The 18,002-nt window shown below is 32.0% G+C and carries 16 protein-coding genes and 1 pseudogene; 12 read left to right on the forward strand and 5 right to left on the reverse strand.

Annotated features, from left to right (window positions below; all coding sequences use genetic code 11):
* Positions 1-31: 31 nt before the first annotated feature.
* The 10 genes from Q0C22_RS07610 to Q0C22_RS07655 all read left to right on the forward strand — a co-directional run bounded on the left by Q0C22_RS07610 (position 32) and on the right by Q0C22_RS07655 (position 11,630).
* Positions 32-811 (forward strand): SDR family NAD(P)-dependent oxidoreductase, encoded by a 780-nt coding sequence (locus Q0C22_RS07610; RefSeq protein WP_291493402.1) that lies wholly within the window; start codon positions 32-34, stop codon positions 809-811.
* Between the two features lie 73 nt (positions 812-884).
* Positions 885-1,952: an efflux RND transporter periplasmic adaptor subunit gene (locus Q0C22_RS07615; RefSeq protein WP_291493404.1), complete on the forward strand. Its 1,068-nt coding sequence runs from the start codon at positions 885-887 to the stop codon at positions 1,950-1,952.
* Positions 1,942-5,190 carry an efflux RND transporter permease subunit gene (locus Q0C22_RS07620; protein ID WP_291493406.1) on the forward strand — a complete coding sequence of 1,083 codons (3,249 nt, stop codon included), beginning with the start codon at positions 1,942-1,944 and terminating at the stop codon, positions 5,188-5,190. Before Q0C22_RS07615 ends, Q0C22_RS07620 begins: the two co-directional genes overlap by 11 nt.
* Positions 5,191-5,247: 57 nt before the next feature.
* Positions 5,248-5,616, forward strand: a complete 369-nt coding sequence (locus tag Q0C22_RS07625; protein WP_291493408.1) for a pyridoxamine 5'-phosphate oxidase family protein — start codon at positions 5,248-5,250, stop codon at positions 5,614-5,616.
* Between the two features lie 9 nt (positions 5,617-5,625).
* Complete coding sequence (locus tag Q0C22_RS07630) at positions 5,626-6,531, forward strand: TIGR01777 family oxidoreductase (RefSeq protein WP_291493410.1); 906 nt, start codon at positions 5,626-5,628, stop codon at positions 6,529-6,531.
* Positions 6,524-7,075, forward strand: coding sequence for a CoA pyrophosphatase (locus Q0C22_RS07635; RefSeq protein WP_291493412.1), 552 nt, complete (start codon positions 6,524-6,526; stop codon positions 7,073-7,075). The genes Q0C22_RS07630 and Q0C22_RS07635 overlap by 8 nt, the downstream gene beginning before the upstream one ends.
* A 1-nt stretch (position 7,076) precedes the next feature.
* Positions 7,077-8,720 carry a putative manganese-dependent inorganic diphosphatase gene (locus tag Q0C22_RS07640; RefSeq protein ID WP_291493414.1) on the forward strand — a complete coding sequence of 548 codons (1,644 nt, stop codon included), beginning with the start codon at positions 7,077-7,079 and terminating at the stop codon, positions 8,718-8,720.
* The gene (gene coaBC, locus Q0C22_RS07645; RefSeq protein WP_291493416.1) at positions 8,713-9,900 is read left to right on the forward strand and encodes a bifunctional phosphopantothenoylcysteine decarboxylase/phosphopantothenate--cysteine ligase CoaBC; all 1,188 of its coding nucleotides are present in this window, start codon (positions 8,713-8,715) and stop codon (positions 9,898-9,900) included. Before Q0C22_RS07640 ends, coaBC begins: the two co-directional genes overlap by 8 nt.
* Positions 9,901-9,909: 9 nt before the next feature.
* Positions 9,910-11,175 (forward strand): histidinol dehydrogenase, encoded by a 1,266-nt coding sequence (gene hisD / locus Q0C22_RS07650; RefSeq protein ID WP_291493418.1) that lies wholly within the window; start codon positions 9,910-9,912, stop codon positions 11,173-11,175.
* Positions 11,172-11,630: an N-acetyltransferase gene (locus Q0C22_RS07655; protein WP_092128584.1), complete on the forward strand. Its 459-nt coding sequence runs from the start codon at positions 11,172-11,174 to the stop codon at positions 11,628-11,630. Before hisD ends, Q0C22_RS07655 begins: the two co-directional genes overlap by 4 nt.
* On the opposite strand, the gene Q0C22_RS07660 is transcribed toward Q0C22_RS07655, so the two are convergent.
* The 5 genes from Q0C22_RS07660 to bioA are packed head-to-tail and all read right to left on the reverse strand — an operon-like array spanning position 11,625 to position 16,415.
* Positions 11,625-12,077 (reverse strand): peroxiredoxin, encoded by a 453-nt coding sequence (locus Q0C22_RS07660; protein ID WP_291493421.1) that lies wholly within the window; start codon positions 12,075-12,077, stop codon positions 11,625-11,627. The two genes, Q0C22_RS07655 and Q0C22_RS07660, sit on opposite strands and share 6 nt — an antisense overlap.
* 44 nt (positions 12,078-12,121) lie before the next feature.
* A complete protein-coding gene (locus Q0C22_RS07665; protein ID WP_291493423.1) occupies positions 12,122-13,519 on the reverse strand; it encodes a DegQ family serine endoprotease in 1,398 nt (465 codons plus the stop codon).
* A 22-nt stretch (positions 13,520-13,541) separates the two neighbouring features.
* Positions 13,542-14,528: a porphobilinogen synthase gene (hemB, locus tag Q0C22_RS07670; protein WP_291493424.1), complete on the reverse strand. Its 987-nt coding sequence runs from the start codon at positions 14,526-14,528 to the stop codon at positions 13,542-13,544.
* The gene (gene bioD / locus Q0C22_RS07675) at positions 14,525-15,097 is read right to left on the reverse strand and encodes a dethiobiotin synthase (RefSeq protein WP_291493426.1); all 573 of its coding nucleotides are present in this window, start codon (positions 15,095-15,097) and stop codon (positions 14,525-14,527) included. Before bioD ends, hemB begins: the two co-directional genes overlap by 4 nt.
* A complete protein-coding gene (gene bioA, locus Q0C22_RS07680) occupies positions 15,081-16,415 on the reverse strand; it encodes an adenosylmethionine--8-amino-7-oxononanoate transaminase (RefSeq protein WP_291493428.1) in 1,335 nt (444 codons plus the stop codon). The genes bioD and bioA overlap by 17 nt, the downstream gene beginning before the upstream one ends.
* Positions 16,416-16,509: 94 nt before the next feature.
* Here bioA and Q0C22_RS07685 point away from each other — a divergent pair, with 94 nt between their 5' ends.
* A complete protein-coding gene (locus Q0C22_RS07685) occupies positions 16,510-17,664 on the forward strand; it encodes an 8-amino-7-oxononanoate synthase (protein WP_291493431.1) in 1,155 nt (384 codons plus the stop codon).
* Positions 17,661-18,002: pseudogene (locus Q0C22_RS07690) on the forward strand (hypothetical protein); the annotation flags it as partial. The gene Q0C22_RS07685 and the pseudogene Q0C22_RS07690, both read left to right, overlap by 4 nt.

Below are 18,002 nucleotides of genomic sequence, written 5' to 3' on the forward strand. Positions count from 1 at the left end.
CCGCCATTAGCTGGGTTAAAGATATTGTCAAATGAAAGCATTAATTACAGGCTCAACTGATGGTATAGGCAAAAAAACTGCTCAACTTTTTGCTACAAATGGAATTGAAGTTATTATTCATGGAAGAAATCCAAAAAAAGTAGAAGAAACAAAAAAAACAATTGGATGCGATGGTATTGTTGCCGACCTTGCGTGTTTAAAAGAAATTGATAACATAGTTTATGTAATAGAAAAACAACCAATTGATATACTTATAAACAATGCTGGAATATATAGTAAAAATTATCAACTAAGCTGTGATGGATTTGAACTTACATTTGCAGTTAATTACCTGTCTCATTTTTATCTTACACTTAAACTTTTAGAAAAAAAGATCTATCCGAAAATTATTTTAAATATCAGCTCTATGATTCACGCTGATTATATCGAATTTGATGATTTAGAAAAACCAAGCTCTTATGATCCAAATGAAGCTTACTCTGTATCAAAACTTTGCAACATATTATTCAGCTATTACTTAGCTCAAAGGTTAAAAAATATTGGTATTTTAGTAAATGCAGCTCACCCTGGTGTGATAAATACAAAAATGCTTATCAATAATTGGGGACCCATTGGTGAAAGTGTAGAAAAAGGTGCACAAAATATCTTAAAAACACTTCAAACAATCCAAAAAAATTCATATACAGGAATGTACTTTGTCAATGCAATTCCTACAAAATCTAAAGCAATCTCGTATAATTTACATATTCAAGAAAAACTCTGGAAATTAAGTTTAAAATTATGCAATATAAATGATATAAAAGTTGACTAAATTTGTCATATATTATATACTCAGATTGAAAATTTATTAATTTTTGGTACGATTTGAATCGTGGAGGGGGTCAGTGAAACTACTAGTACAATTCATATTGTTATCTTTTGTAATTTTTATTTCGAGTTGTTCAAATAATAAGCAAGAACCAAAGATTGAACATATACAATCAAAACTTTTTACGGTAAAACAAACTGAAGTTACTAATTATGCAAGCTTTCCTGCTACGATAATTTCAAAAAAAGATGTTAATATTTCTTCAAGCCCTCTTAATCAATTTACATTTTATCTGGGGAGAGTTGATAAAATTCTTGTTAATATAGGAGAACATGTCAAAAAAGGGCAGTTACTTGTTGTAGTTGATCCCATACAAACCCAAAATACAATTGAACAAATGCGTCAGAATGTTAATCAAGCACAGGCAAATTTAGATTTTGTTAGAGCCAATTACGAACGATACGCAAATCTTTATAAAGAAAATGTGATATCTAAAGAAGAGTTTGAAAAAATGCAAATGCAATACAAAACTGCTAAAGCTCAATTGCTTTCTGCAAAAGCTGCTTACAATGGCGCAAGTAGCGTAATGAGCTATTTTAATATCAGGGCTCCTTTTGATGGCGTTGTAGCAAATAAATTTGTCGATGCAGGACAGGTAGTTTCTCCCATGCAGCCAATTATAAGTCTTATTGATCCAAATGATTTGGAGGTAATGTTTTATGTCGATGAAAATTCTTTAAAGCATATAACTATTGGGGAACAAATACCAATAGAAATTAACAAAAAAACTTTTAAAGCAACTATAAGCACTATTTCCCCAAAAGCTGACAATATTACACATACTTACCTTGTAAAAGCAAAAATTGAGCCAAATGAATATGTGCAGGCAGGAGATTATGCAATAGCACTCATTCCTGTTGGTTATAAAAAAGTTATTTTAGTGCCTAAATCGTGTATTTTAAAAAGAGCTGGCATCGAAGGTGTAATAGTTGTAAAAAACAATATTGCAAATTACCAGATGGTAGAAACCGGTCACCAAAGAGGCAATTTTGTAGAAATCCTATCTGGTCTTGAACCAAATGATAAAATTGCAACCACAAACCTCTCTGCAATAAATAATGGTGATGTAATAGATGATAGATAAGCTCAATATTGCCGGCAAACTGGCAAAAAGCTTTCTTGAGTCTAAAATAACATTATTAATAATGATAGCGGTAAGCATTTTTGGAATTATGGCAATTTATCAAACACCGCGTATGTATAACCCAGAAATCGTCGTTCCCTCTGCAACAATAATTATTCAAAGACCTGGTTTTAATGCTCAGGAAATGAACAATCAGGTAGTAAAGCCACTTGAAGCAATCGTTGCTGCTATATCTGGGGTTGATCATACATACGGTTACGCTCAAGATAATATTGGAATGGTAACTGTACAATTCTATGTTGGACAAGATGAAGAAAAAAGCTTGCTGAAGCTTTATAATCAAATTATGCGCAATATGGATAGAATGCCACCTGGCACACTTCAACCACTTGTTAAATCTATCAGCATAAATGATGTTCCTATAGAGACAATTACGCTAAGTTCCAAAACACTCCCCCAAGAAAAACTTAGATCAGTTGCATTAAGACTTGTTGAACAGTTAAGAAGCGTACCAAATGTAGGCCTTACAAATATATACGGAGGTTTTCCAAAATCAATTATTGCATGGATTAACCCTCAAAAACTGTCTTCTTATGGCATAAGCGTAAATCAATTAATCAACACAATTGGTGCAAGTAATGTAAATTTTAGTGCTGGTTCAATTTTAACAGATAATAAAAACATACCAATCAAAATCGAAAGCAAACTAACAAATACAGAAGATGTTGGAAATATTGTAATTGGAGCAAAAGATGGTAAACCTATTTTTTTAAAGGATGTAGCAGACATTGTTGAAGGTCCAGCCCATACCTATACAAATTCGATATTTTACGATGGTCTTGCAGCTAAAGAAAATATAAATTTACCTCAATCAGCTGTTACAATAGCTTTAGCCAAAAGGGCAGGCAGAAATGCAGTGGTTGTTGCAAATCAAATAAAAGAAAAACTTAATAGATTTGAAAAAGAAGCACTACCAGAAAATATAAACGTTACTATAACAAAAAATGATGGTCAAAAAGCAAATAATGCCGTGAATACACTAATTGAGCATCTTGGAATATCGATCTTGGTAGTTGTTGTTATTTTGTTGTTTTTTTTGGGATATAAAGAAGCTGGAATTGTAACAATAACAATACCTTTAATAGTGTTTGTGGTGCTCGGTGTTGGTTGGCTTATAGGGCAAAGCATTAATAGAATTACATTATTTGCGCTTATACTATCACTTGGTTTGCTTGTTGATGCTGCAATTGTTGTTATAGAAAATATTCACAGACACATAAGCTGTTGTCCTGTAAAAAACTTCAAGGAATCTTTAATACTTGCTACAAATGAAATAGGAAATCCTACAAATATTGCTACAGTTGCAGTTATTCTAGCATTTGTACCAATGGCTTTTGTTGGTGGAATGATGGGTCCTTTTATGAGACCAATCCCTATAAATGTGCCGATTGCTATGGTTACATCTTTACTTATTTCATATATTGTTGTCCCATGGGCTTCAAATATTTTTTTAAAAAAAGAAGTATACTCATCAAAAGCAAAAGAACATAAAAATTTTTTACATAAAGCTTATGTAAAAACGATCACACCTTTAATTACATCTAGAGTAAAAAGAAATGTATTTTTAGGGATTGTTCTTGTAGCATTATTTATAAGCTTGCTTTTGCCTGCCTGGCAATTTATAAGACCTCAAGGATTAAATGGACCTTTAAGCACTTTTGGTGTTGGTGTAAAAATGTTGCCTAACGACAATACAAATACTTTTTTAATAGAAGTGGATGCTAAAGATGGCTCTTCAATTGCGTTTACACAAAAAATAACTCAAGAAGTATGCGATAAACTTGCTAAAAACCCATATATTACAAACTATCAGGTGTTTTTAGGGGAAACCGCACCGCCAGATTTTGCTGCATTAGTTAGAAACGATTCTTTTAGAAAGGCAAGCAATTTAGCTCAAATCAGGGTAAATTTGATATCTAAACAAAAACGCAACAAAACTTCTCACCAGATAGCCCAGGCAATATACAAACAAATTGAACCTCTTGAAAAACAATATGAGGGAACACGTATAAAGCTTTTTGAAGAACCACCTGGACCCCCAGTACAAGCTCAGGTACTAGCAGAACTTTATGGACCTGATTATAATGTAGCGCGTTTGAGTGCACATTATATAAAACAGGATTTTAAAAAAATTTACGGTATCTCTAACGTAGATGATTCTGTTGGTCAAAATGTAGTCGAGTATAAGATTATCCTTGATAAGAAAAAAATTGCATTGATGGGATTGAATGATTACGCTGTAGCAAGCCAAATAAATGCTTTGGTAAATGGTATTGATGTAACGAGCCTACATTCAAATTCTGCCCAGGAACCGCATAATATTATTATCAAACTTAAAAAATCTGATAGATCAAGTCTTACTCAAATTATGGATTTGCAAATTACACTTCCAAACGGTCAAAGCGTTCCATTATCAAGTATTTCACATGTGGAAAAAACCTTAGCAAACAAACCAATATTTAGTAAAGATCAGCATAATGTAGTTTATATCGAAGGTGATCTTTTAAGGTCAAGTCCAATTTATGCTGTATTAACACTCAACAATTGGCTCGATAACCACAGACTGCCAAATGGTGTAAAATTAACAACTGCCAATTTAGGATTAAATCAATCTCAGCCTCACGATATCAGTCGCTATCAAATACTTTGGGGAGGAGAGATGCGTCTTACCCTGGATGTATTTAGAGACTTAGGTGGTGCATTTATTGTTGCGCTTTTATTTATTTATCTAATTTTAGTTGCATATTACAAATCATTTATGATGCCTTTTATAATTATGATACCAATTCCTTTGACACTTATAGGTGTTTTCTGGGGCCACTGGCTTTTAAATCAGTATTTTAGTGCAACTTCAATGATAGGTGTCATTGCTTTGGCTGGAATAGTTGTGCGAAACTCGCTTCTTTTGATAGATTTTATGCTAGATTATATGTCAAAAGGTAATTCTCTTGAAGATTCACTTATTGAAGCCGGTGCTGTCAGGTTTAGACCAATTTTATTAACTGCCCTGGCAATAGTTTTTGGTTCTGCAATAATGATTACAGACCCTGTATTTGGAGGACTTGCCATATCTCTTGTTTTTGGCACATTTATATCAACTGCATTAACCCTTATTGTAATACCGTTAATTTACTATATCTGGCAAATAAGGTTTGTAAAAAAATTTAACAAAGTCTGAATAACTTGACTTATAAAATTAAGACTGTAAATTATAATTAAAATTATGGAGGTATTTATGAGTTTAAAAGAGTTTTTTGAAAATACTAAAGGAACAGGAATACTTGCAACTGCTGATTCATCTGGTAATGTTGATATAGCACTTTATGCAAAACCGTTTGTAATTGATGAAAAAACTATTGCTTTTATTATGTTAAATAAACTCAGTTACGCAAATATTCAATCAAACCCAAAAGCAGCGTATATGTTTTTACAGGAAAACTATCAGGGTAAAAGATTTTACCTAAAAAAAATAAAAGAAGAAAAAGATCAAAATAAAATCAACGAAATGTTGCGTCATAAATACGATGATCCAGAGGTTTTAGCACAAGAAAAAGCTCTTGTATATTTTGAAGTTGAAAAAGAGCTTCCTATTGTAGTAAAATAAGGAATATTTATGAATATATTAATTACAGGTGGCAGTGGTCTTGTAGGGAGAAAATTATCTAAAATTTTAGATCAAAAAGGTCACAGTGTTGCTATACTTAGCAGAAAACAGGAAAATTCAAATTACAAAGTTTATACATGGAATATAGAGCAAAATCAGATTGATATCAAAGCTATAGAAGAATCCGATTGCATTGTGCATCTAGCTGGCGCCAATATTGGTGAAAAACCATGGAGCAAAAATCAAAAACAGCTTATTTTAGATAGCAGAGTAAATTCTGCTAATCTTTTATTTAATACAGCAAAAAAAATAAACAAAAGTTTTAAATGTATAGTAAGTGCGTCTGCTGTAGGTTGCTATGGTGCTGTGACATCCAACCATATATTTAAAGAAACTGACCCTTTTGGAGATGATTTTTTAGGAAATGTTTGTAAAAACTGGGAATCGTCAATCGATCAATTTCAACTGCTAAACACAAGGGTAGTTAAACTAAGAACCTCTATGGTTTTAGACAAAGACGGAGGAGCGCTAAGTAAAATAATAAAGCCCATAAAAATGGGTGTTGCAAGTGCACTTGGCAGTGGCAAACAATACGTAACATGGATTCATATTGATGATTTGGTAAACATTTATCTAAAAGCCATTGAGGATGAAAACTTAAGCGGCGCATACAATTGCTCAAGTATGGATCAAAAAACAAACAAAGAATTTATGCAAACAATTGCAAAAGTTCTTCACAAACCATTTTGGCCATTTAATGTCCCATCTTTTGTATTAAAAAGCTTATATGGAGAAATGGCCAATATACTATTAGAAGGCAGCCGAGTAGACATAAGTAAAATTTTATCAACAGGTTTCAAATTCAAATACAACTATTTAGAAGAGGCTATAAAAGATCTTTATGTAAATGTTTGATATAAATATACTAAAAAATATAAAAATTGCAAAAAACATAAAATCTAACGGTATCATAGCAGGTGTTTTGATACCTTTTTATAAAAAAGATAATTGGGAAATATACTTTATAAAACGTATTGATGATGGATCAATTCACTCTGCTCAAGTTGCATTCCCTGGAGGAAAAAAAGAACCTCAAGACAAAAATGTCAAATTTACTGCAATAAGAGAAACTTGCGAAGAAATAGGTATAGACCATAAAAATATTGAAATTTTGAGTCAGATTGAACCAACAGTTACACTTAGTTCAAATTTTATTGTCTATCCATTTGTAGGTATTTTAAAAAATAATAATTTTTGCATAAATAAAAGCGAAGTGGATTATGTATTTAGCGTACCTTTAGATTTTTTAATAAATAAATACCCATTAAAGCTTCAACAATTCGAATATAAAGGTAGAATTTTTACTACATATTTGATAGAATACAAATCTGAAATTATTTGGGGGGCTACAGCAAGAATATTGAACAATTTATTAAATCATATTCTAAGAGGGGGTTAAATTGAGCGATATTTTTGTAATAGGTCATAAAAATCCAGATACAGATAGCGTTTGCGCAGCTTTTGCTTATGCCTATTTAAAAAATCAAATAGACAATCAAAATAACTATATAAGCGCAAGGTGCGGCAATTTAAATAAACAAACATCGTTTGTGTTTAAAAACCTTAATTTAAATCCCCCAGTTTTAATAAAAGATATATACCCTAAAGTAAAAGATGTAATGACAAAAAATGTTTTTAGCGTAAACGAAAATGCACCGCTTTTTGAAGTGATGGATAATATAAAAAATAAAAATATACGTGTGTTGCCTGTTGTGGATGAACAAAACAATTTCAAAGGCATAGTTAGTGTTTTTGAAATTTCAAATTTCTTTATGAACACAATAAACCAAAGGCTCACATACATACTAAACATTGAAAACTTTGAAAAAGTTTTACCTGGCTATTTGTATAAAAAAGGCAAAAAAGGTCCGGTTGAAGCACAAATTGTTGTTGGTGCAATGCCTTTTGAAAATTTTAAAGAATTTGTTGATAAATTAGATATTTCTAAAGTGGTACTTATTGTTGGCAAAAGACTAAAAATACTAAAATACGCTATAGAAAACGAAGCTCATACAATCGTAATAACGGGTATTAAAACAAAAAGTGAGTTAGAAGCAATTGATTTTTCTAATTTTAAAGGCAATGTATATGTAAGTTCTCTAGATACTTCTCAAACATTACATAAAATTATATTGTCAGTTCCGGTAAACAGTTTTGCAAGCAAAAATGCCCAATATGTAAACTCTACTGAATATATTGAAAAAGCAAAAGAATTATTACTTGAAGACACAAACCGTGCATTAAGCGTAGTAGATAATAATCAATTGACTGGCATAATTACAAGGTCTGATGTGATAAAAAAATTCTCAAGCAAAGTCATTTTAGTTGATCACAACGAACAAAATCAGGCAGTAGACGGAATTGAGACTGCAACGATATTAGAAATTATTGATCACCACAGATTATCCCCCATAAAAACCACCTATCCAATATTTTTCTATGCAAAACCTGTTGGCTCAACCTGCACACTTGTAAGCGAGCTTTATAAGTTTCACAATATTGATATACCAAGACAAATAGCAATTGTATTGCTTTCTGGTATTTTGTCAGATACGGTTGGGGGAAAATCGCCAACAACCACTGATATTGATTTAAGAGTTATTAACGAGCTTTCAGGGATTGCTCAAGTTGACACAATAGAGTATACAAAAGCACTATTTGCCCAATCAGACGATATAACTATAAGAAACCCAAAAGATATTTTAGATAGTGATTTTAAACCGTATGAAGAATTTGGTTTGAAATTTGGTATATCTCAAGTTGAAACAACAAATTTAAATGCATTGGATCAAATTAAAGAAAAACTAATTAATCAGATACAATTACAAAAACAAGAAAAAAATCTTGATTGGACAATGCTGCTTGTTAGCGATATAATATCGGCAAACAGCATACTTATTACTTCAAATCACCCAATAGAGAAAAAACTGCCTTTCAAAAAAATAGAAGAAGGCATTTATTACCTGCCAGGTGTTTTATCCAGAAAAAAACAATTACTCCCAGAAATTCTCAATTTGCTTGAATCCGAGGTTAAAAATGTTTGAAGGAAAAAAAATACTAATTGGCGTTAGTGCGTCAGTTGCTATTTACAAAGCTTGCGAACTTATTAGGTCTTTAAGAAAAAAAAACTTTGAAGTAAAGGTCGCCATGACAAAAGAAGCTCAAGGATTTATATCAAGCATCCTTTTTGAGTCTCTAAGCTCAAATAAAGTTTATACTGATGTTTTGCAAGAAAATAGCTTTCTTGGCATTTCTCATATAGAGCTTGCAAATTGGGCAGATGCAATCGCAATTGTACCAGCAACAGCAAATATTATAGCAAAAATTGCCTATGGAATTGCAGACTGTCCGGTAAGTCTGGCTACACTTGCAAGCGATAAACCAAAAATTATTGCACCAGCTATGAACACAAAAATGTATGAAAATACCGCAACACAAGAAAATATTGCTTTGCTAAAAAAACGGGGCTTTATTTTTGTCGAACCTACGGTAGGAGAGCTTGCTTGCAATAGTGTTGGTAGAGGTCATATAGCTTCAGTAGAAGAAATACAAGATTGTATTGAATCAGTATTTTTTGAAAAATCGCTTAAGGGAAAAACAATTATTACAACTGCTTCAGCTACAAGAGAAGAAATTGATCCTGTTCGCTTTATTAGTAATTATTCAAGTGGTAAAATGGGTTTTGCATTGGCTCAAATGGCTTTTAATATGGGTGCAGAATCCATATTAATAAGCGGCCCCTCTAATTTAGAAACACCTTTCGGTGTTAAACGCATAAATATAAAAACTGCCCTAGAAATGCTAAATGCACTTGATATTCAAATACAAAAAAGCAAACAAGACACATATGTAATTATGGCTGCCGCTGTTTCTGATTTTAAACCAAAGCAAACAAGCAACTACAAAATTAAAAGACAAAATAAGGATACGTTTATATTAGAGCTTGTCCAAAACCCTGATATATCAAAAACCCTAAAAGAAAAGTATCCTCATATCAAGTTAATCGGCTTTGCAGCAGAAACAAATGACTTAATAGAAAATGCAAAAGCAAAAATAGACAAAAAAGGGTTAGAGTTTATCGTGCTAAATGATGTATCAAGGAAAGATATAGGCTTTGGCAGTCCAAATAATGAAGTAACAATAATCTACAAAGATGGAAAAACGAAACATTTACCATTTATGAGTAAAAAAGAAATTGCATACAACATTTTAAAACTATTATAGGAGCAAATTATGAACTATCTTGAAATATACACAAAAGACGATATTGAAAAACTTAAATCGTACTTAAAACAAAATAATTATGAAGAACAAGAAAACACAGTTAGGCAAATTATAAAAGATATTAGAGAAAGAAAAGATAAAGCTTTATTTGAGTATTGCCAAAAATTCGATAATTTTAATGCAAATAGCGATAATATAAAGGTTAATGATTATGAATTTGAACAAGCCATTAGCAAAATAACACAAAAGCAAAAAGACATAATTTTATATGCAAAAGAAAAAATAGAAAACTTTCATAGAGCTTTTTTACCAAAAACCTGTATTATAGAACAAAATGGTATAATTTTGGGTACAAGAATAACAAGCGTAAAAAAAGCAGGACTATACATACCAGGTGGAAAGGCTTTTTATCCCTCAACTGCCCTTATGACAATAATACCAGCATATGTGGCTGGCGTAGAAGAAATAAATATTTGCACCCCTGCCCAAAATGGCTATATAAATGAGTTATTGCTTTATATTGCAAAATTATATAATATTAGAAATATCTTTAAAGTTGGCGGTGCTCAGGCTATAGCTTCTTTAGCATATGGTACGCAAAGCATACCAAAAGTAGATGTTATAGCTGGTCCTGGAAATATTTATGTTGCTCTTGCAAAAAAATTGGTTTATGGAGAAGTAGGTATAGATTCAGTTGCTGGACCATCTGAGGTAATGATTGTAGCAGATAATTGCGAAAAATTATACGCTGCATATGATTTATTATCTCAAGCAGAACACGATATAAACGCAAAAGTGTATTATTTAAGTTTTAATGATGAATGCATAAAAAAAATTAGTGAAAAATTCTTTGAGCTTTCAAAATTAACAAATAGAAACAATATAACTTCAAAATCAGCTTTAAATGCTTTATTTATTAAATCTACCAGGGATCTTGCAGGTTATATAATTGATGAAATTGCACCAGAACACTTAGAACTCCAAGTGAAAGATCCATATATTTTTATGAATTCATTTAAAAATGCTGGTGCAATATTTATTGGAGAATACTCATGCGAAACGCTAGGAGACTATGTTGCAGGACCAAATCATACATTGCCTACATCTCAAACGGCAAAATTCTCAAGCGTTTTATCTGCTGAAACCTTTTTGAAAAAAAGTAGCATAGTACACTATAGCTATGAAGCAATGAAAAAAGATGCACCATTTGCCACAGAATTTGCCGAATATGAAGGTTTATTTGCTCATGCTCAGGCACTTAAGGTAAGACTATGATTGAAATAGTAAAACCAACAATATCTGATTGCGCTCAAATGAAAAATCTAATTGATAAATTTGTTAAAACCCATGTAGTTTTGCCAAGACCCATTGAAGATATAGCTGAACGCATAAGGGAATTCTTTATTGCAAAAGATGGCTCAAAAGTAATAGCTACAAGCAGTCTGCGTATTTTTTATCCTAATTTAGCAGAAATTCGCACTATCACAATAGATGAAAATTATCAAAAACAAGGACTTGGTAGAAAATTAGTAGAAAAAGAACTAGAAGAAGCTAAAGCATTAGGTATAGAAAAAGTATTTGCACTTACAACTCAAATTGAATTTTTTAAAAAAATGGGTTTTGCGCTTATTAACAAAAAAGACCTCCCTTTAAAGAAAATATGGGAAGACTGTATAAAGTGCCCTTTATTTCCAGATTGCAATGAAGAGGCTTTAATCATTAAGTTATAATTTTAGCTCTTTAATTTTGTCTATAACCGCTTGAGCATGATTTGAAACTTTTACATTACGCCATACATAAACTATATTAAGATTTTTGTCAATCAAGAAAGTAGTTCGTTTTGCTGAGCCTCTTTTGCTTTCTGATTTTATTACATCAAATAATTCAACTAATTTTTTATCAGAATCACTAATAAGTGGAAATTTTAAATCGTACTTAGACGCAAATTTTTTATGAGAATCAATAGTATCTATACTTACCCCAATAACAACTGTATCTAAAGCCTCAAACTCACTTAAGTGAGCATTAAAATCCATAGCTTCTTTTGTGCAACCTGTTGTGTTGTCTTTTGGATAAAAATACAAAACAATATTTTTTTTACCTTTATAGTCATCTAAATTAATAACTCCAACTGTACTTAAAGCACTTATATTTTCTATCTTATCATTTATATCCATAAATACCTCAAAAAAGGAGAGCTTTAAAAACTCTCCTTTTAAAATTAACTTTTCTGAATAGTTACAAATAGTGTGGATTCACCACGTTTTAACAGCATACTTATAACATTTTCGTTAGGTTTTTGTTTTAGTATGTTTTTAAACTGCTCAACTGAATACACATTCTCATTATCAAGTTTAATTACCACATCGCCTGGTTTAATACCAGCAAGTGCAGCAAATGAATTTGGATCAACAGATGTTATCACCACCCCTTTTTGTTCTTTTAAGTTATACATTTTCTCTAAATTGGGGTTAATGGCTGCAATGCTAAAACCATATGGTGTGTTATATGCACTGCTTTGTACGCTAGGCTGAGTTTCTAATTGTTCTTGATTTTCTTTTTGTGGACGCTGACCCAAAATAACTGTTTTAGTTATTTCCTTACCATTTCTAATGATACCTAACTCTACCTTAGTTCCCGGCTTTGTAAAAGCTATATCATATGGTAAGTCTGGTGCATAAATGCTTTTACCATTCATTGAAACTATAACATCACCCGGTTCAATTCCAGCTTTTGCAGCAGGTGAATTCTTAAATACTTCATTTACTATAGCTCCATTTAAGCTTTTAAGTTTTAACAAATCTGCTACTTCTGGAGTTAATAGTTGTATACCAACGCCAAGCCAGCCTCTTTTTGGTACTTCACCTTTCATTAAATATGGCAGTTCATACTTTATTGTATCGGATGGTATAGCAAAACCAATACCCTGACCCGAAGCAATAATAGCTGTATTCATACCTATTACTTTACCATCCATATTTACAAGTGGACCACCAGAGTTACCAGGGTTTATTGCAGCATCGGTTTGTATAAAATGATCAAATGGGCCTTCACCGATAACCCTGCCTTTTGCGCTAATTATACCTGATGTGACAGTACCACTTAAACCGAATGGATTTCCAACAGCCAAAACCCATTGACCGATCTCCATTTTATTTGAGTTTCCAAGTTCAAGCGTAGGTAATGGCCTTCTTGGGTTAATCTTTAAAAGGGCTATATCAACTTCAGGATCATAACCTACAATTTTAGCTTTATATATCTCATTGGTGTTTAATGTTACATTAATATCAGTAGCATTTTTTACTACGTGGTAGTTTGTTAAAATATATCCATTACTTGAAATGATAAAACCAGAACCTAAAAAGTGAGCTTTGTAATTTCGCTGAAATCCTTGAAAAAAATGTTTAAAAAAGTCATTAAATGGACTATTAGAAAACATTTCTCCAAAAGGATTTACGCTCCCTTTAACCACCTGCGTTGTGCTGATGTTTACTACAGCGGGTAAAACTTTTTCAGCAATAGGTGTAAAATTTGGCAAGCTAATTGTTTGAGCATACGCATTAACGCTTAAAAAAACGGCTAACACAATTAACAATGACAGTTTTTTAAAAAATCTCATTTCTAAAACCTCCCTTTATAAATTATATCTTAAGCAAACTATTGTTTTTTATCCACTCTTTGGCAAAATATGTGATTATAATGTCGCAACCAGCTCTTTTAATGGATGTTAATACTTCATCAACAATTTTTTGCTCATCAACCCAGCCCATCTGGGCAGCTGCTTTTATTAAAGAATATTCACCGCTTACACTGTATCCAGCAAGAGGCATATAAAAAAAACGATCTTTAACCATTCTTATAATATCCAGATAACTCAAAGCGGGCTTAACCATTATAATATCTGCCCCTTCGTGTATATCAAGTTCAATTTCTTTAATAGCCTCACTGCTATTTGCATAATCCATCTGATAAGACTTTCTGTCTCCAAAGCTTGGAGCTGATTGAGCTGCTTCTCTAAATGGACCATAAAAGCTTGAAGCGTACTTTGCAGAATATGCCATAATAATTGTATCTTTAAAGTTGTTTTCATCAAGAGCTTCTCTAATTGCACCTACCATTCCATCTATCATACCAGATGGCGCTATTATATCTGCACCTGCTTTGGCGTATACATAGGCTTCTTTTTTTAAAAGCTCAAGCGTTTCATCGTTTAGCAAATAACCATTTTTATCAATCACACCGCAATGACCATGACTTGTGTACTCGCAAAAACACGCATCAGCAGCAACTACAAGGTCTGGTACAAAATCTTTTATTTCTTTAATTGCCTTTACAATAATACCATTTTCATCGTATGCACAGCTTCCAAACTCATCTTTTTTTTGTGGTATGCCAAACAAAATAACCGATTTTATACCAATATCAAATGCCTCTTTAGCTTCTTTTTTGGCTTCTTCTAACGGTAACTGAAAAATACCAGGCATGGATTGTATGGGTTTTTTTTCGTTTTCGTATGTAACGAAAATTGGATACATAAAATCATCTGCACTTAAGCTTGTTTGTCTGACCAAATCCCTTATATATTGATTTTTTCTTAGTCTTCTGGGTCGCATTTTTGGGAAATTCATAGAACCTCCAGTTCAGTTTTAAATTTATATCTAAAAGCATAATTTGTCAAATCTTGAAGCGCAACAAAATTATCATTGCCATCAAAAAAGTAATCATTTAAAGCAAAACCTCTTAAATTTATACCTTTTGTTTTGCAATAGTACAAATTCAGCAGTGTATCATTAATACACCCCAATTTATTTGGTACAACTATAATTGTTTCTAAGTTAAGCAATCCAACCAGATCTGCAAATGTATGAGATTTATCCAATGGCACAAGCAACCCTCCAGATCCTTCAATTATAACCACATCTGCGTTACTTTTGTTTATCTTATCTATTACAAAATCCATAGGAAAATTTTCATACAAAAAATACGGTGCTACAGGCTCTTTACCAAATAGCAAAGTCTGCGTTTCAATTTTACTGGCTTCATATACGGATTTTGCATCGTCGTCATCCGGGTAGCCTGTTTGAATAATCTTTATATAAATTACACTTTTTTTCATATTTTTGTAATATTTAGAAAGCAAAGCGCAAAAGTGCGTTTTTCCTACATTTGTATTTGTACCGCTAACAAAAATTTTCATCTATAACCTCTTTTGTTGCAAGATAGGCACTTTCAACTAATTGCTCTATTTGAGAATCACTTATAACATAAGGTGGTAAAAAGTAAATTAAATCACCTAAATTTCTAAGCAATACACCTTTTTCAAGCGCTTTTCTATAAATCTTAAAACCAAACCTAACTGATGAATCAATCGGCGTTTTTGTGTATTTATCTTTTACAAACTCAATAGCGCTAATAAAGCCCGCATGCCTGATTTCACCTACAAAATCAAAATCTTTAAAATAATTTTCGATTAATTGCCTCATTAGAGTGTATTTCTTTTTATTATTTTCAAGGACATTTTCATCTTTAAATATATTTAGCGTTTCACAAGCGCAAGCACATGCAAGTGCATTGCCATCATAACTGTGTGAGTGTAAAAAATTCTTTCCTTTACTATAATCATCATAAAAAGCATTATATATTTCATCTGTAGTAAGTACAACAGATAATGGCAAATAACCGCTAGTAATGCCTTTTGATAAACATAAAAAATCAGGCTCAATTTGTGCTTGCTCAAGTGCAAACATGGTACCAGTCCTTCCAAAACCTGTTGCAATCTCGTCAAGTATCAAATGTATATTGAGTTTTTTTGTTAGCTCTCTTAGTTTTGATAAGTATTTTGCAGGGTACATCTTAAAACCGCCTGCAAATTGAACAAGTGGTTCAACAATAACTGCGGCTACACAATCTGCTTTGCTTGAAAGTGTTTTTTCCATAAAACTAAAGCACTCAACATCACAATTGTTCCTTGTCTTGCCAAATGGGCATCTGTAACAGTTTGGAAACTCAACCATAATATTTTTTATCAAAATATCTTCGTAGGCATTCTTGTAGAGAGCCTCACCCATTACAGAAAGCGCACCAAGTGTTTCACCATGATAGCCATTTTCTAAATAAACAAACTTATTTTTGCCTTCCATTCCAATATTTTTAAAATAATGATAACTTAATTTTAAACTAATTTCTACAGCTGATGAACCAATTTCTGCAAAAAAAATCTTTTTAAGGTTTTGAGGTACAATTTTTAATAATCTTTGGCTAAGCTCAAGTGCACTATCATGCGTAAATCCTGCGAATATTACCTGTTCTAAAACTTCAAGCTGTTTTTTTATAGCATTATTTAGACGCTTGTTTGAGTGTCCAAATAAATTTACCCACCAGGAAGATATCCCATCAATATAAGAATTGCCTTTGTCATCGTATAGATAAACGCCTTTAGCTTTTTTGATATGAATAATTGGGTATACTTCATGATCTTTCATCTGCGAACATGGGTGCCATATAGGATAATCCATAATTAATCCTCCTTAAAAACTTGACATTGCTAATATATTAGTGTAAAAGAATTAATTGTCAATATGTTAATTTATTAAACTTAACAATTTAAAAATGAGCGTTTTGGATTTAGTCAAGCAAAACTTAAACCACATAAAAGTCAATGACCAGTATCGCACAATACCTAAAATAGGCAATCATGCAAATAAATACATTGAATTAAATGGCCTAAAAGTTTTAAATCTCTCATCAAACAACTATTTAGGTCTTGCAGAAAATGATTTTTTAAAACAATACTCAATTGAAGCTATAAAAAATTATGGGTGCTCATCTGGTGCATCAAGAATTGTAAGCGGAAACTATGAAATATATGCAAAACTGGAGGAAACGGTTGCCAATTTTAAACACACACAAAAAGCTTTAGTTTTAAACAGTGGATATGTAGCAAATATTTCACTTCTTCAAGCGTTGGCAAAAAATGCAACTATTTTTTGTGACAAACTTAATCATGCAAGCATTATAGATGGAATGTTACTATCTGGTGCAAAATTTTACAGATACGCTCACCTTGATATGCAAATGTTAGAAAACCTCCTAAAAAAAGATACATCAAATAAAATAATAATAACTGATACTATTTTTAGCATGGATGGCGATGCTGCTCCCTTAAAAGAAATAGTAAGACTCTCAAAGCAATACGAAGCACTCACAATTGTAGATGAAGCTCATGCAACGGGCATTTTCGGACAGGGTAGGGGGTATGCCTATAAAGAAGGCCTGTCAGATGAAATTGATATCCATATGGGTACATTTTCCAAAGCACTGGGTAGTTTTGGCGCATATGTAGCATCAAGCGAAGATATAATTGATTACTTAATTAACACTGCAAGGGGCTTTATATTTTCAACTTCACTGCCGCCAGCTGTTATAGGAGCAAATCTCGCAAGTATAAATTACATTTTAAAAAACCCTCATCTTGGTGAAAAATTGATTTTAATGTCTGATAATGTAAGGCATTTTTTGAAAAATCTCGGATTTAATGTAGGAAATTCAATATCTCAAATAATACCAGTAATTTTAAAAACAAATAAAGCTGTTTTGGTTGCCCAAAAAATTCTGTTAGAAAAAGGCGTATTTGTAGGCGCAATAAGACCGCCAACCGTACCTAAAAACACCTCAAGACTCAGAATATCACTAAGAGCAGATTTAGACGATAATGACTTAGAACTAATTAAAGATGCATTTTTTTATCTTGGAAATACATTATGACATTTATTTCTGGATGGGCAGGATTTAGGGAAATTTTTAATAAAATACCGCAGAAAGCACAATTTTTTGTGCCATTTGTTGACTTTTTACCCGATAAAACCCCAGACATTTTGAGTTTAGAAAATGATTTGTTAATCGGCTGGTCACTTGGCGCCCATCTAATACTTAAATATTCATTTTATGTGAAGTCAAAAAAAGTTTTGCTTCTTGCACCTTTTTTGTATTTTTGCGATTTTGTTAACAAAAGAATATTAGATAGAATGATTTTGGCTTTTGAAAAAGATAAATCAAAAGTTGTAAGCGAATTTTTAAAAAATATCGGTGCTGTCAATTATACC

The organism is Desulfurella sp. (assembly GCF_023256235.1).
In the GTDB taxonomy this organism is placed as follows: Bacteria; Campylobacterota_A; Desulfurellia; order Desulfurellales; family Desulfurellaceae; genus Desulfurella.

What these genes read in the sequence shown, in the direction of transcription:
- Q0C22_RS07610 (WP_291493402.1), top strand. Translation starts at nt 32, where the DNA reads ATGAAAGCATTAATTACAGGCTCAACTGATGGTATAGGCAAAAAAACT.
- Q0C22_RS07620 (WP_291493406.1), top strand. Translation starts at nt 1,942, where the DNA reads ATGATAGATAAGCTCAATATTGCCGGCAAACTGGCAAAAAGCTTTCTT.
- Q0C22_RS07625 (WP_291493408.1), top strand. Translation starts at nt 5,248, where the DNA reads ATGAGTTTAAAAGAGTTTTTTGAAAATACTAAAGGAACAGGAATACTT.
- Q0C22_RS07630 (WP_291493410.1), top strand. Translation starts at nt 5,626, where the DNA reads ATGAATATATTAATTACAGGTGGCAGTGGTCTTGTAGGGAGAAAATTA.
- Q0C22_RS07635 (WP_291493412.1), top strand. Translation starts at nt 6,524, where the DNA reads ATGTTTGATATAAATATACTAAAAAATATAAAAATTGCAAAAAACATA.
- coaBC (WP_291493416.1), top strand. Translation starts at nt 8,713, where the DNA reads ATGTTTGAAGGAAAAAAAATACTAATTGGCGTTAGTGCGTCAGTTGCT.
- hisD (WP_291493418.1), top strand. Translation starts at nt 9,910, where the DNA reads ATGAACTATCTTGAAATATACACAAAAGACGATATTGAAAAACTTAAA.
- Q0C22_RS07655 (WP_092128584.1), top strand. Translation starts at nt 11,172, where the DNA reads ATGATTGAAATAGTAAAACCAACAATATCTGATTGCGCTCAAATGAAA.
- Q0C22_RS07660 (WP_291493421.1), bottom strand. Translation starts at nt 12,077, where the DNA reads ATGGATATAAATGATAAGATAGAAAATATAAGTGCTTTAAGTACAGTT.
- Q0C22_RS07665 (WP_291493423.1), bottom strand. Translation starts at nt 13,519, where the DNA reads ATGAGATTTTTTAAAAAACTGTCATTGTTAATTGTGTTAGCCGTTTTT.
- hemB (WP_291493424.1), bottom strand. Translation starts at nt 14,528, where the DNA reads ATGAATTTCCCAAAAATGCGACCCAGAAGACTAAGAAAAAATCAATAT.
- bioD (WP_291493426.1), bottom strand. Translation starts at nt 15,097, where the DNA reads ATGAAAATTTTTGTTAGCGGTACAAATACAAATGTAGGAAAAACGCAC.
- bioA (WP_291493428.1), bottom strand. Translation starts at nt 16,415, where the DNA reads ATGGATTATCCTATATGGCACCCATGTTCGCAGATGAAAGATCATGAA.
- Q0C22_RS07685 (WP_291493431.1), top strand. Translation starts at nt 16,510, where the DNA reads ATGAGCGTTTTGGATTTAGTCAAGCAAAACTTAAACCACATAAAAGTC.